This is a genomic window from Salmonella sp. 2018103 (assembly GCF_026247685.1).
Lineage (GTDB): Bacteria > Pseudomonadota > Gammaproteobacteria > Enterobacterales > Enterobacteriaceae > Salmonella > Salmonella enterica.
Genome location: NZ_CP111029.1, coordinates 2,190,520 through 2,204,236, shown reverse-complemented (window position 1 = coordinate 2,204,236; position 13,717 = coordinate 2,190,520). Strand labels below are relative to the sequence as shown.

Here is a 13,717-nt window from a genome sequence, read left to right as displayed (position 1 = left end):
CCAACTGAGCTACTACCATACAAGTATATTAATGTAAAAAACGCTGCCAGATCACAAAATGTTCTGGTCGCGCGGCAATGTTACGTACGTCCCCATCCGACGACGATAATCAGCATTCCACACAGCGCGATCAGCGCGCCGCACCAGTCATAAACCGTGAGCCGGACGCCATCGACAACACGTAACCACAGGAGCGCAGTACAGACATATACCCCACCGTAAGCCGCATAAACCCGCCCACTCGCCGCCGGATGCAAGGTCAAAAGCCAGACGAATAACGCAAGTGACGCGGCGGCGGGCAGAAGCCACCACACGCTGGCGCCGCGCTTAAGCCATAGCCAGGGAAGAAAACATCCAATGATTTCACAGAGGGCGGTGACAAAGAAAAGCAGAGTCGTCTTTAGCATGAGATTCATTTGGTTACGAAATGATAAGTGATAATACAACAGAATATCGTTACGGTTATCCGGCCATTCTTGTGTATATGCCAGGCATAAGGATTGGTGTAGAATTTACAGGTGGTTTACCGCTTTTTCCCCTCTAATGAAAGGATGTTGTGATGAACAATACGCTGAGCAAACGCCTGTGCCTGACGGCAATGCTTACGTTGGCGGCCGTTGTATATACTACTTCCGCATTCGCTGAAACCAGTAAACTGGTGATTGAATCGGGAGATAGCGCACAAAGTCGTCAGGAAGCGGCGATGGAAAAGGAACAATGGAACGACACTCGCAGTCTGCGTCAGAAAGTGAATACCCGCGCAGAAAAAGAGTGGGACAAAGCCGATGCCGCCTTTGATAACCGCGATAAATGCGAGCAAAGCGCCAACATCAACGCCTATTGGGAGCCCAATACGCTGCGGTGTCTGGATCGTCGTACAGGTCGCGTTATTACGCCCTAATGCAGGATAACTAAAAGGAAGTGTAAGGATACAGTATGACAAGTGACTACAAGGTCAGACTGCGCCCGCTTGAGCGTGAAGATTTACGATTTGTCCACCAGCTTGATAATAATGCCAGCGTTATGCGTTACTGGTTTGAAGAGCCGTATGAGGCTTTTGTCGAACTGTCGGATCTCTACGACAAACACATCCACGACCAAAGCGAACGGCGCTTTGTCGTCGAATGCGATGGTGAAAACGCTGGGCTGGTAGAACTGGTGGAAATTAACCATGTGCATCGGCGGGCGGAATTTCAGATTATTATTTCGCCGGAGTACCAGGGAAAAGGCCTGGCGTCACGCGCGGCCAAACTGGCGATGGATTACGGATTTACCGTACTCAATCTCTATAAATTGTATTTGATCGTCGATAAAGAGAATGAAAAAGCGATTCACATCTACCGTAAACTCGGGTTTAGAGTAGAAGGCGAGCTGATTCATGAGTTCTTCATTAACGGCGAATACCGTAACACCATCCGCATGTGTATCTTCCAGCAGCAGTATCTGGATGAACATAAAACGTCCGGTTCTACGCTCCTGAAACCCACCGCGCAGTAAACGTGGCGCAGTAGTCACGGAGAGTCGCACCGCGCCCGGTTTAGTAGTAATCGATACGATTTTTAATGGTGTAATGGTGGGACACTGCCGGCTTAACGCTCTCATCGACGATAACAAGCCGGCAGTCAACAGGGTTCGCGTACGCATCATATTCGCAGCTCTGTGTGACATTGCCAACCTGTCGATCATCCACCCGGCTGACTGCCGTATAGTCCAGCTTTTTACGCGGGTCCGCGGAGGGTTTTGCCGTCACAGAGAGCGTATTCTGCGAGTTTATGGTTGTCTTACCTAACGGATAGCCTTCGCTATCATAGCGGTACTCGACTTTCATCTCTTTGCCCGTCGCCGATACCACAAAACCGTTGTCGTCCGTTTCCCAGGTCACGCCCGCCGAAGGCAACGCCGCCAGCTGGCACTTCCCCTGTAACTGCACCTTTTTTTCCAGCGTCTGAGCATCCCGGTAATAATTGGCATCCAGCACGAGCGCCAGCCCCGTATTATTCTCCAGATCGTGTAACTCAAGCGTATCAAAACAGCCTTCCTGTGAAAGCGTACCGGTGACCTGCTTCGCCACTTCGCCATTCTCACTCATCAATGTCTGGCTGAAATCCTTTACCGGACCACGTAATGGATCAAAATCAAATTCGTTCGAAAAACTGGCCATTTCCGGCGTAAAAGACTCAAGGGATTTCGGGTTATCACAACCTGCCAGTATCATGCACAATAACGTCAGTAAAAGGGGTTTCTTCACGCGTGTCACCAGGATGAAAAGATATTTATCATCATATTAGCAAATACAGTTATTTACACGAAAAATGCTAAGCTTAGAACATCGTCATTAATCACAGGAGTTCATGATGAAAATCGCAACTGCAATAGCCGCTCTGGCGTTAGTCAGCGCCCCCTCGCTGGTGATGGCGGCACCGGGATCGTGCGAGAGAGTAAAAAGCGATATTGAACAACGTATCATCAATAACGGCGTGCCGGCGGATAATTTTACGCTCACTATCGTTCCTAACGACCAGGCCGATCAGCCCGACTCACAGGTGGTGGGCCATTGCGCGAACGACACGCATAAAATTCTTTATACCCGCACCAGCAGCGGCAATGCGCCAGCCAATACCTCTCCCGCTCAGGACGGTTCATCCGCCGAACCGCAATAATCTCCTCCTGCCCTCCGGGTCCGGAGGGTAACGCTCTTTGACATGGATTAATAATCCTTACTCCCAAAGGGGTAAACTCATTACATCATTAGCATGTTAATAATTTCGTTATAGTTATCAATATATAGCGAAATAATAACGACAATGGAGTGAGTGATGCCCGGAGAAAAGCAACAAACAGGCGTTAGCCGCAGGACGTTAGTGAAATCAGCGGCGCTTGGCTCACTGGCGCTGGCTGCCGGAGGCGTATCTTTACCGTTTGGGATGCGTACCGCGGCCGCGGCGGTGCAGCAGGCCATGCGCAACGAAGAAGATAAAATCGTCTGGGGCGCCTGTTCGGTCAACTGCGGCAGTCGCTGCGCCCTGCGTTTGCATGTAAAAGATAATGAAGTCTGGTGGGTTGAAACTGATAACACTGGCGACGATGTCTACGGCAATCATCAGGTTCGCGCCTGTCTGCGGGGCCGTTCAATCCGTCGGCGCATTAACCATCCGGATCGCCTTAACTATCCCATGAAACGCGTTGGCCGCCGCGGCGAAGGCAAATTTGAACGCATTAGCTGGCAGGAAGCGCTGGACACCATTAGCGCCAGCCTGAAAAAGACCGTAGAGACCTACGGCAATGAAGCCGTCTATATCCACTATTCATCCGGCATCGTAGGCGGCAACATAACCCGCTCGTCGCCTGCCGCCTCGCCGGTGAAGCGTTTGATGAACTGCTACGGCGGTTCGTTGAATCAATACGGCTCATACAGTACCGCGCAAATTTCTTGCGCCATGCCCTACACCTATGGCTCCAACGACGGCAATAGCACGTCTGATATCGAAAACAGTAAACTGGTGGTCATGTTCGGCAATAATCCGGCTGAAACACGCATGAGCGGCGGCGGCATTACCTGGTTTCTGGAGCAAGCGCGTGAACGCTCAAATGCGCGCATGATCGTGATAGATCCGCGCTATACCGATACCGCTGCCGGACGTGAAGACGAGTGGATACCAATTCGCCCCGGCACCGATGCCGCGCTGGTGGCGGGAATTGCCTGGGTATTGATTAACGAAAATCTCGTTGACCAGCCTTTTCTCGACAACTATTGCATCGGCTACGATGAAAAGACCCTTCCGGCTGACGCGCCCCCCAATGGCCATTATAAGGCTTATATTTTGGGCCAGGGGGATGACGGTATCGCCAAAACGCCGCAGTGGGCATCGCATATTACCGGCATCCCCGCCGATCGGATTATCAAACTGGCGCGCGAGATAGGCAGCGTCAAGCCGGCCTACATCTGTCAGGGTTGGGGGCCGCAGCGTCAGGCGAACGGTGAACAAACCGCTCGCGCCATCGCCATGTTACCGATTCTGACCGGCAACGTCGGCATTCATGGCGGTAATAGCGGCGCACGCGAATCCACTTACACCATTACCATTGAACGTCTGCCGGTCCTGGAGAATCCTGTTAAAACCGCCATCTCCTGCTTTAGCTGGACGGACGCCATTGCGCGCGGTCCGGAAATGACCGCCCTGCGCGACGGCGTACGCGGCAAAGATAAACTGGATGTTCCGATCAAATTTCTATGGAACTACGCTGGCAACACCCTGATTAATCAGCATTCGGATATTAATAAAACCCATGAAATTCTTCAGGATGAAGCGAAATGCGAAATGATTGTGGTCATCGACAATTTTATGACCTCTTCCGCGAAGTACGCCGATATTTTACTGCCGGATCTCATGACCGTCGAACAGGAAGATATCATCCCCAATGATTACGCCGGCAATATGGGATATCTGATTTTTATCCAACCGGCGACGACGCCTAAGTTCGAGCGCAAGCCCATCTACTGGGTACTCAGCGAAATCGCCAGACGCCTCGGCGACGATGTGTATCAGCGGTTTACCGAAGGCCGAACACAGGCGCAATGGCTGCAATATCTGTACGCCAAAATGCAGGCAAGAGATCCGGCATTGCCCGCGTATGACGAGCTGAAAAAAATGGGCATCTATAAACGCAAAGATCCCAACGGCCATTTTGTCGCCTATAAAAAATTTCGTGAAGATCCGCAGGCCAATCCGTTAAAAACGCCGTCCGGCAAAATCGAAATCTACTCGAGCAAACTCGCTCACATCGCCAGTACCTGGGAGCTGGCGGAAGGCGACGTGATAAGCCCACTGCCGATTTATACCCCTACTTTTGAAGGATGGGACGATCCGAAACGGAACACCTTCCCGCTACAGCTGTTTGGCTTTCACTATAAATCCCGTACCCATTCAAGCTACGGCAATATTGATGTTCTGCAGGCCGCCTGTCGCCAGGAGGTGTGGATAAATCCGCTCGATGCGCAAAAACGCGGTATCGCGAATGGCGATAAGGTTCGCGTCTTTAACGATCGTGGAGAGGTGCGTCTACCCGCCAAAGTCACGCCGCGTATTCTGCCCGGCGTCAGCGCGATGGGTCAGGGCGCATGGCATAATGCGGATATGGCTGGCGATAAAATTGACCACGGCGCCTGCATCAATACGCTCACGACGCTGCGTCCTTCCCCCCTGGCAAAAGGGAATCCTCAACATACAAATCTGGTGGAAATCGAAAAAATCTAAGCCGCCTGCTCCGGGACGTTTTTACGCGCCCGGGGCTCCCCGTTTTGCGAACACAACAACATTTAAAACTCTTTTTTGGATAAGCATAGTGAGCTGTTATGAAAATCACCAACCCTGAGGCATTAATGGCGGCCAGTATCAGCCGACGAAGCCTGGTGAAAACCTCCGCTATCGGTAGCCTTGCGCTTGCCAGTAGCGCTTTCACCCTTCCGTTCTCCCGCATCGCCCACGCCGCAGCAGACCTCGCATCTGGCAATGTGGCAGAAAAAGCGGTCTGGAGTTCATGTACCGTTAACTGCGGCAGCCGCTGTCTGCTACGCCTGCACGTAAAAGATGACACCGTATATTGGGTTGAATCAGATACCACGGGCAACGATGAATATGGCAACCATCAGGTACGCGCCTGCCTGCGCGGTCGTTCCATTCGTCGCCGGATGAACCACCCCGATCGCCTGAAATATCCGATGAAACGCGTTGGTAAACGTGGAGAAGGCAAATTCGAACGTATCAGTTGGGATGAAGCGTTGGATACCATCGGCGATAACCTGAAACGTATCCTCAAGGACTACGGCAACGAAGCGGTACATGTGCTTTACGGTACCGGCGTGGACGGCGGCAATATCACCAATTCTAACGTACCGTATCGCCTGATGAACGCCTGCGGCGGCTATCTCAGCCGTTACGGTAGCTACAGCACCGCCCAAATCAGCGCGGCCATGAGCTATATGTTCGGCGGCAACGACGGCAACAGTCCGGATGATATCGCCAATACAAAACTGGTGGTGATGTTTGGCAATAACCCCGCGGAAACACGTATGAGCGGCGGCGGCGTGACATACTATGTCGAACAGGCGCGCGAACGCTCCAACGCCCGGATGATCGTCATTGACCCGCGTTATAACGACACTGCCGCCGGCCGCGAAGACGAGTGGCTGCCGATTCGCCCAGGTACCGATGGCGCGCTGGCGGCGGCAATCAGCTGGGTGCTGATTACCGAAGATCTTATTGATAAACCGTTTCTGGATAAATACTGCATCGGCTACGACGAAACCACTCTGCCCGCCTCGGCCCCGCGTAACGCGCACTATAAAGCCTATATTTTGGGTCAGGGCGAAGACGGTATTGCTAAAACGCCGCAATGGGCCGCGCAGATTACCAGTATTCCGGCGGAAAAAATCATTCAACTGGCGCGGGAAATCGGCTCGGCGAAACCGGCTTACATTTGCCAGGGCTGGGGACCGCAACGCCACTCTAACGGGGAGCAGACCGCACGCGCAATCGCCATGTTGTCTGTACTCACCGGTAACGTCGGCATAAATGGCGGTAATTCCGGCGTGCGCGAAGGCACCTGGGATCTGGGCGTCGAATGGTTTTCTATGCTGGAGAACCCGGTAAAAACCCAGATTTCGGTCTTTACCTGGACCGACGCTATCGATCATGGCGCGGAAATGACCGCCACACGCGACGGCGTGCGGGGAAAAGACAAGCTCGACGTGCCGATCAAATTTTTGTGGTGCTACGCCAGTAATACGCTGATCAATCAGCATGGCGATATCGCCCACACCCACGAGGTGCTTCAGGACGACAGTAAATGTGAAATGATCGTCGGCATCGAGCACTTTATGACCGCGTCGGCAAAATATTGCGACATTCTGCTGCCTGATTTAATGCCGACCGAGCAGGAAGATCTGATTTCCCACGAATCCGCAGGCAATATGGGCTATGTCATTCTTGGTCAGCCCGCCACCTCGCCGAAATTTGAAAGAAAGCCCATTTACTGGACGCTCAGTGAAGTGGCTAAACGGCTTGGTCCGGACGTATACCAGACCTTCACAGAAGGCCGCACGCAGCATGAGTGGGTCAAATACCTGCACGCAAAAACCAAAGCGCGTAACCCGGAAATGCCGGATTACGAAGAGATGAAACAGACAGGGATTTTCAAGAAAAAATGCCCGGAGGAGCACTACGTCGCTTTCCGCGCCTTCCGCGAAGACCCTGCCGCCAACCCACTGAAAACGCCGTCCGGTAAAATCGAAATCTATTCCGAGCGTCTGGCAACCCTCGCCAACACGTGGGAGCTGAAGAAAGATGAGATTATCCATCCTTTACCCGCCTATACGCCAGGCTTTGACGGTTGGGACGATCCGCTTCGTCAGCGCTACCCGCTACAGCTAACCGGCTTCCACTATAAAGCGCGTACCCACTCCAGCTACGGCAATATCGACGTCCTGCAACAGGCATGTCCGCAGGAGATCTGGATCAACCCGATTGATGCGCAAGCGCGCGGCATTCAGCACGGCGACACCGTGCGGGTCTTTAACCAGAACGGACAGATGCTCATTCCGGCAAAAGTCACGCCGCGCATATTGCCTGGCGTCACCGCTATCGGCCAGGGCGCCTGGTTAAATGCCGACATGTTTGGCGACAAAGTCGATCGCGGCGGCTCCATTAACATTCTGACGTCGCACCGGCCTTCCCCACTGGCGAAAGGTAATCCGTCACACAGTAATCTTGTTCAGGTTGAAAAGGCGTAAGGAGTAACCCATGACAACCCAGTATGGATTTTTTATTGATTCCAGCCGTTGCACCGGTTGCAAAACCTGCGAACTGGCCTGCAAGGACTACAAAGATTTGACCCCGGATGTCAGCTTCCGCCGCATTTATGAGTATGCGGGTGGCGACTGGCAGGAAGATAACGGCGTCTGGCACCAGAACGTCTTTGCCTACTATCTCTCCATCTCCTGTAACCACTGCGAAGACCCGGCCTGTACCAAAGTCTGCCCGAGCGGCGCGATGCACAAGCGCGATGACGGTTTTGTGGTGGTGAACGAAGAGGTCTGTATCGGCTGCCGCTACTGCCACATGGCCTGCCCGTACGGCGCGCCGCAGTACAACGCGGCCAAAGGTCATATGACCAAGTGCGACGGCTGTTATGATCGCGTCGCCGACGGCAAAAAGCCTATCTGCGTCGAATCCTGTCCGCTGCGGGCGCTGGACTTTGGTCCTATCGACGAACTGCGCAAAAAACACGGTGAGCTGGCTGCCGTCGCGCCGCTGCCGCGCGCGCATTTCACGAAGCCGAATATTGTGATTAAACCCAACGCCAACAGCCGCCCGACCGGGGACACTACCGGTTATCTGGCCAATCCGAAGGAGGTATAAGATGGGAAGTGGATGGCATGAATGGCCGTTGATGATCTTCACGGTCTTTGGTCAGTGCGTGGTCGGCGCGTTAATCGTTAGCGGACTGGGCTGGCTGACGGCAAAAGACGATACCATCGCCCGTCAGCGCATCGTGCGCAGCATGTTTTTTCTGTGGCTGGTGATGGGAGTGGGATTCCTCGCGTCGATTATGCATCTCGGCTCGCCGATGCGTGCGTTTAACTCGCTTAACCGCGTAGGCGCTTCCGCACTGAGTAATGAAATCGCCGCAGGATCGGTGTTCTTTGCCGTAGGCGGCATCTGGTGGCTGGTGGCGGTACTCGGTAAAATGCCCCCGGCGCTGGGTAAAGTGTGGCTACTGGTCAGTATGGCGCTCGGCGTTGCATTCATCTGGGCAATGACGCTCGTTTATCAGATAGATACCGTGCCAACCTGGTATAATGGCTACACCACGCTGGCCTTTTTCCTCACGGCATTCCTGTGCGGCCCGGTGTTTGCGGCGCTACTGCTACGCATCGCGCGCGTCCCATTTTGCAGCGTGACGTTTGCCAGTATTAGCGGCCTGGCGTTGGTGGTGTGCGTGGCGGTCATCGTACTACAAGGGCTGTCTCTCTCAACCATTCACAGTTCCGTGCAACAGGCCAGCCATCTCGCACCGGATTACGGTATGCTACAGGTCTGGCGCATTGTCTTGCTTGCTGCCGGATTAGGCTGCTGGCTATGTCCGCTAATCCGTCGCCGCGAACCGCATACCGTTGGCTTGCTGCTCGGTGTCGTGCTGGTGCTGGCAGGCGAAATTATTGGCCGCGGACTTTTTTATGGCCTGCATATGACCGTAGGTATGGCCGTCGCAGGTTAATTTATGCGTGCGGGGCGACCCGCACCTTTCGGGATTGTTTGAATGACCACTTTTTTACAACGTGATGATTTTGCAGTAACGGCGCGTGTTCTTGGCGCGTTGTTTTATTATTCGCCGGAAAGCCACGAAACCGCTCCTCTGGTTCAGGCGCTATTAACCGACGACTGGCAGGCGCAGTGGCCGCTTGATGCCGAGGCGCTTGCGCCTGTGGCGGCTATGTTTAAGACCCACAGCGAAGAGTCGTTGCCACAGGCCTGGCAGCGTCTGTTTATCGGCCCTTACGCTCTGCCGTCTCCGCCGTGGGGTTCCGTCTGGCTGGATCGTGAGAGCGTATTATTTGGCGATTCTACGCTGGCGCTACGTCAGTGGATGCGCGAAAACGGGATTCAGTTTGAAATGCAACAAAACGAGCCAGAAGATCATTTTGGGTCGCTGTTGCTGCTGGCGGCCTGGCTTGCCGAGAATGACCGTCATCATGAATGCGAACAACTCCTGGCCTGGCATCTGTTTCCGTGGTCGTCCCGCTTTCTGGACGTATTTATCGATCATGCCGGGCATCCGTTTTATCAGGCGTTGGGGCAACTGGCGCGTCTGACGCTGGCGCAATGGCAAGCTCAACTCATTATTCCCGTCGCTGTAAAACCGTTATTCCGTTAATCCCCACAAAAGGCAGGATTTTACCTGCCTTTTCTCCCATTGCGGCCTATTTTTATCTACAAAAAGTGACAGCGTCACACAACGCTTCTATTTTTAAGATAATTCTTTATCGTGAATGTTCACCCTAAGCCGCATAAGGGCAAAACATAATTGTTAATAGATGTTTAACAGTGTTAAACATCACGCTCCGCTGGAATCCTTCCCAACCTGTTGCTATAGCTCAAAGCACCCTGCCGGAACATGGCATAACAACACGCGACTCTTAACGTCGCCATAACACATGCAAACAGGGAGACACACCGCAATGCACACCCTCACCCTAAAACGTGTACTTGGGTTCACTATCGTCATTTTGCTGTTACTGGCGCTGTTTATCTGGGGAATCGGTCTGGAGACGCTGAAAGCGCGTCAGGTCGATCTGCTGTATCTCGGACAACGGCATTTGATGCTGGTCTTTACGTCCATGTTTTTTGCTTTACTGGTCGGTATCCCGAGCGGGATTTTACTCAGCCGACCTGCGGCAAAAGGATTTGCTGAATATGTCATGCAAATCTTTAATGTTGGTAATACCTTGCCGCCGCTAGCCGTTCTGGCCTTAGCGATGGTGATTATCGGGATCGGCGATACGCCCGCCATTGTCGCGCTATTTCTGGCCTCCCTTCTGCCTATCGTCCGCAATACCTATGCGGGCCTCTGTTCCGTTCCCGCCTCACTGATTGAAGCGGCGAACGGGATTGGGATGACAAAATGGCAGCGGCTTCGCCAGGTAGAGCTACCTAATGCGTGGCCAGTGATGCTGTCCGGTATTCGCATCGCGACCGCCATCAATGTCGGCACCGCGCCGCTGGCCTTTCTGATCGGCGCCAGCAGCTACGGCGAGCTGATTTTCCCGGGAATTTATCTCAACGATTTTCCGACGTTGATCCTCGGCGCAACGGCCACGGCGTTATTCGCGCTGATTCTTGACACTCTGCTTGCCTGGTTTGGGCGACGCCTTAGCCCTCATACCGTCTGAACGCATAAATAACAATAAGGAGCGTTAAATGAGATTCAAAAAACACCTGTTGGGATGGCTTGCCGCAACGCTGTTGTTCAGTAGCCAGACGCAGGCCGCGCCGCTGGTTCTCGCCACCAAAAGCTTTACCGAGCAGCATATTCTTTCCGCTATGACCGTTCAGTATTTGCAGAAGAAAGGCTTTCAGGTTCAGCCGCAAACCAATATCGCCGCGGTGATTTCACGTAATGCGATGGTGAATAAACAAATTGATATTACCTGGGAATATACCGGTACATCGCTGATTATTTTCAACCGTATCGATAAGCGCATGAGTCCACAGGAAACCTACGACACGGTAAAACGCCTGGATGCGAAGCTGGGCCTGGTATGGCTCAAACCGGCTGACATGAACAATACTTACGCGTTCGCGATGCAGCGCAAACGCGCCGAGTCGGAAAATATCACCACCATCTCGCAAATGGTGGCAAAAATCGAACAGGTCCGGCAGAACGATCCTGACCACAACTGGATGCTCGGCCTCGATCTGGAATTTGCCGGGCGCAGCGACGGGATGAAGCCCCTTCAGCAAGCCTACCGGATGCAGCTTGATCGCCCGCAAATACGACAGATGGATCCAGGGCTGGTCTATAACGCCGTTCGGGATGGGCTGGTTGACGCCGGGCTGGTCTATACCACCGACGGACGGGTGAAAGGGTTTGATCTGAAAGTGCTGGAAGATGATAAAGGCTTCTTTCCAAGTTACGCTGTCACGCCCGTGGTGCGTAAAGAGGTGCTGGAAGCCAATCCTGGCCTTGATGACGCCTTAAACACCCTTTCCGGCCTGCTCAATAACGATGTGATATCGACCCTAAACGCCCAGGTCGATATCGAGCATCGCACGCCGCAACAGGTAGCCCATCAATTTTTGCAGGACAAAGGTCTGCTGTAAGGAGCGCCTATGGATACGATACATTATATGCTGGATAACGCAGGCTATCTCGCCAGCCTTACCTTTCAGCATCTCTGGCTGGTCGCGCTGGCCGTCGGTCTGGCGATTATCATCGGCGTACCGTTAGGCGTTTTGATTGTACGCCACAAATGGCTGGCAACGCCGGTATTGGGCGCCGCCACGCTACTTCTTACCATTCCGTCTATCGCGCTGTTTGGATTAATGATCCCGCTCTTTTCGCTGATCGGGCATGGTATTGGCGTTCTGCCCGCCGTGACGGCCGTTTTTCTCTACTCTTTACTGCCGATTGTCCGTAATACCCATACTGCGCTTGATAGTTTGCCGCCCGGTCTGCGTGAAGCGGGACGCGGCATCGGTATGACTTTCTGGCAACGGCTGCGCTGGGTCGAAATCCCAATGGCCCTACCGGTTATTTTCGGGGGTATCCGCACCGCGGTAGTGATGAATATCGGCGTAATGGCGATTGCCGCGGTGATCGGCGCTGGCGGTCTGGGGCTGCTACTGTTAAACGGCATTAGCGGCAGCGATATTCGCATGTTAATTGCCGGCGCGCTGATGATCTGTCTACTGGCGATTGTGCTTGACTGGCTGTTGCATCGTCTGCAAGTCGTACTGACACCTAAGGGGATACGATAATGATAAAACTGGAAAATCTCACCAAACAATTTGTACAGAAAAAGGGTCAGCCGCTAAAAGCCGTCGACAACGTCAACCTGAACGTGCCGGAAGGCGAAATGTGCGTCTTACTCGGTCCCTCCGGCTGCGGCAAAACCACCACGTTAAAGATGATCAACCGGCTGATCGCGCCCAGCAGCGGTAATATTCTTATCAACGGCGAGAATACCAACGATATGGATACGGTAACGCTACGCCGCAATATTGGGTATGTTATCCAACAAATCGGCCTGTTTCCTAATATGACGATTGAAGAAAATATTACCGTTGTGCCGCGCATGTTGGGTTGGGACAAAGCACGCTGCAAGCAACGCGCCGAAGAGTTGATGGACATGGTGGCGCTGGATGCCAGAAAATTTCTGCATCGCTATCCAAAGGAGATGTCCGGGGGACAGCAGCAGCGCATTGGCGTGATCCGCGCTCTGGCCGCCGATCCGCCGGTACTGCTGATGGATGAGCCCTTCGGCGCGGTGGACCCCATTAACCGCGAAGTGATCCAGAACCAGTTTCTGGATATGCAGCGTAAGCTAAAAAAGACCGTGATGCTGGTCAGCCATGATATCGACGAAGCGCTAAAACTCGGCGACCGTATCGCCGTGTTCCGTCAGGGGCGAATTGTACAGTGCGCCAGTCCTGATGAACTGCTGGCCAAACCGGCTAACGAGTTTGTCGGGTCGTTTGTCGGTCAGGACAGAACGTTAAAGCGTTTGCTACTGGTCTCCGCGGGCGATGTGACCGACCAACAGCCAACCATTACCGCGCGGCCTTCCATGCCGTTAAGCGAGGCGTTCGGCATTATGGATGATCACGATATTCGCGCCATTACCGTCATTGACAACGACGGTAAGCCACTGGGATTTGTGAAGCGCCGGGAGGCTCGGAACGCCAGCGGAATCTGCGCCGATATCACCCATCCTTTCCGTATTACGGGCAAAGCGGAAGATAATCTGCGTATTGTGCTGTCCAGATTGTACGAAAGTAATACTAGCTGGATGCCGATCGTTGATGAAGACGGACGCTATAACGGTGAAATCTCTCAGGATTACATCGCCGACTATCTCAGCTCAGGCCGCACGCGTCGGGCGCTAAATATTCACGAAAGCAGCTAACGTTGCCGCCGGATGGCCTCTCGCTATCCGGCA

General features: G+C 53.4%; 14 protein-coding genes. 12 read left to right on the top strand and 2 right to left on the bottom strand.

What is annotated here, in order from left to right:
• Window positions 1-80: 80 nt before the first annotated feature.
• Window positions 81-407, bottom strand: a complete 327-nt coding sequence (locus OLG56_RS10695) for a YnfA family protein (RefSeq protein ID WP_000921389.1) — start codon at window positions 405-407, stop codon at window positions 81-83.
• Between the two features lie 152 nt (window positions 408-559).
• Between OLG56_RS10695 and OLG56_RS10690 the strand changes: the two genes are divergently transcribed.
• A complete protein-coding gene (locus OLG56_RS10690) occupies window positions 560-901 on the top strand; it encodes a DUF1283 family protein (RefSeq protein ID WP_001066440.1) in 342 nt (113 codons plus the stop codon).
• Between the two features lie 35 nt (window positions 902-936).
• Window positions 937-1,497, top strand: a complete 561-nt coding sequence (gene speG, locus OLG56_RS10685; protein ID WP_000199997.1) for a spermidine N1-acetyltransferase — start codon at window positions 937-939, stop codon at window positions 1,495-1,497.
• A 40-nt stretch (window positions 1,498-1,537) separates the two neighbouring features.
• Here speG and OLG56_RS10680 read toward each other — a convergent pair whose 3' ends face one another.
• A complete protein-coding gene (locus OLG56_RS10680) occupies window positions 1,538-2,248 on the bottom strand; it encodes a YnfC family lipoprotein (RefSeq protein WP_000743122.1) in 711 nt (236 codons plus the stop codon).
• Window positions 2,249-2,351: 103 nt separating this feature from the next.
• Between OLG56_RS10680 and OLG56_RS10675 the strand changes: the two genes are divergently transcribed.
• From OLG56_RS10675 to osmV, 10 genes are all read left to right on the top strand, one after another.
• On the top strand, window positions 2,352-2,660 hold the full coding sequence (locus OLG56_RS10675; RefSeq protein WP_000975516.1) for a DUF1161 domain-containing protein: 309 nt from the start codon (window positions 2,352-2,354) through the stop codon (window positions 2,658-2,660).
• A 156-nt stretch (window positions 2,661-2,816) separates the two neighbouring features.
• Window positions 2,817-5,255 carry a selenate/tellurate reductase subunit YnfE gene (gene ynfE / locus OLG56_RS10670; protein ID WP_061377335.1) on the top strand — a complete coding sequence of 813 codons (2,439 nt, stop codon included), beginning with the start codon at window positions 2,817-2,819 and terminating at the stop codon, window positions 5,253-5,255.
• A gap of 98 nt (window positions 5,256-5,353) precedes the next feature.
• Window positions 5,354-7,789, top strand: coding sequence for a selenate/tellurate reductase subunit YnfF (gene ynfF, locus OLG56_RS10665; RefSeq protein ID WP_023223296.1), 2,436 nt, complete (start codon window positions 5,354-5,356; stop codon window positions 7,787-7,789).
• 10 nt (window positions 7,790-7,799) lie between these two features.
• Window positions 7,800-8,417, top strand: a complete 618-nt coding sequence (dmsB, locus tag OLG56_RS10660; protein ID WP_000213064.1) for a dimethylsulfoxide reductase iron-sulfur subunit DmsB — start codon at window positions 7,800-7,802, stop codon at window positions 8,415-8,417.
• Window position 8,418: 1 nt separating this feature from the next.
• Window positions 8,419-9,276 (top strand): dimethyl sulfoxide reductase anchor subunit family protein, encoded by an 858-nt coding sequence (locus tag OLG56_RS10655; protein WP_000534706.1) that lies wholly within the window; start codon window positions 8,419-8,421, stop codon window positions 9,274-9,276.
• 42 nt (window positions 9,277-9,318) lie between these two features.
• Window positions 9,319-9,933: a Tat proofreading chaperone DmsD gene (dmsD, locus tag OLG56_RS10650; protein WP_000206565.1), complete on the top strand. Its 615-nt coding sequence runs from the start codon at window positions 9,319-9,321 to the stop codon at window positions 9,931-9,933.
• A gap of 304 nt (window positions 9,934-10,237) precedes the next feature.
• Window positions 10,238-10,948, top strand: coding sequence for an osmoprotectant ABC transporter permease OsmY (gene osmY, locus OLG56_RS10645; protein WP_000557304.1), 711 nt, complete (start codon window positions 10,238-10,240; stop codon window positions 10,946-10,948).
• A gap of 28 nt (window positions 10,949-10,976) precedes the next feature.
• Window positions 10,977-11,879, top strand: a complete 903-nt coding sequence (gene osmX / locus OLG56_RS10640) for an osmoprotectant ABC transporter substrate-binding protein OsmX (protein ID WP_023182115.1) — start codon at window positions 10,977-10,979, stop codon at window positions 11,877-11,879.
• Window positions 11,880-11,888: 9 nt separating this feature from the next.
• Window positions 11,889-12,536, top strand: a complete 648-nt coding sequence (gene osmW, locus OLG56_RS10635; protein ID WP_000379677.1) for an osmoprotectant ABC transporter permease OsmW — start codon at window positions 11,889-11,891, stop codon at window positions 12,534-12,536.
• Complete coding sequence (gene osmV, locus OLG56_RS10630; RefSeq protein WP_000593089.1) at window positions 12,536-13,684, top strand: osmoprotectant ABC transporter ATP-binding protein OsmV; 1,149 nt, start codon at window positions 12,536-12,538, stop codon at window positions 13,682-13,684. Before osmW ends, osmV begins: the two co-directional genes overlap by 1 nt.
• Window positions 13,685-13,717: the final 33 nt, after the last annotated feature.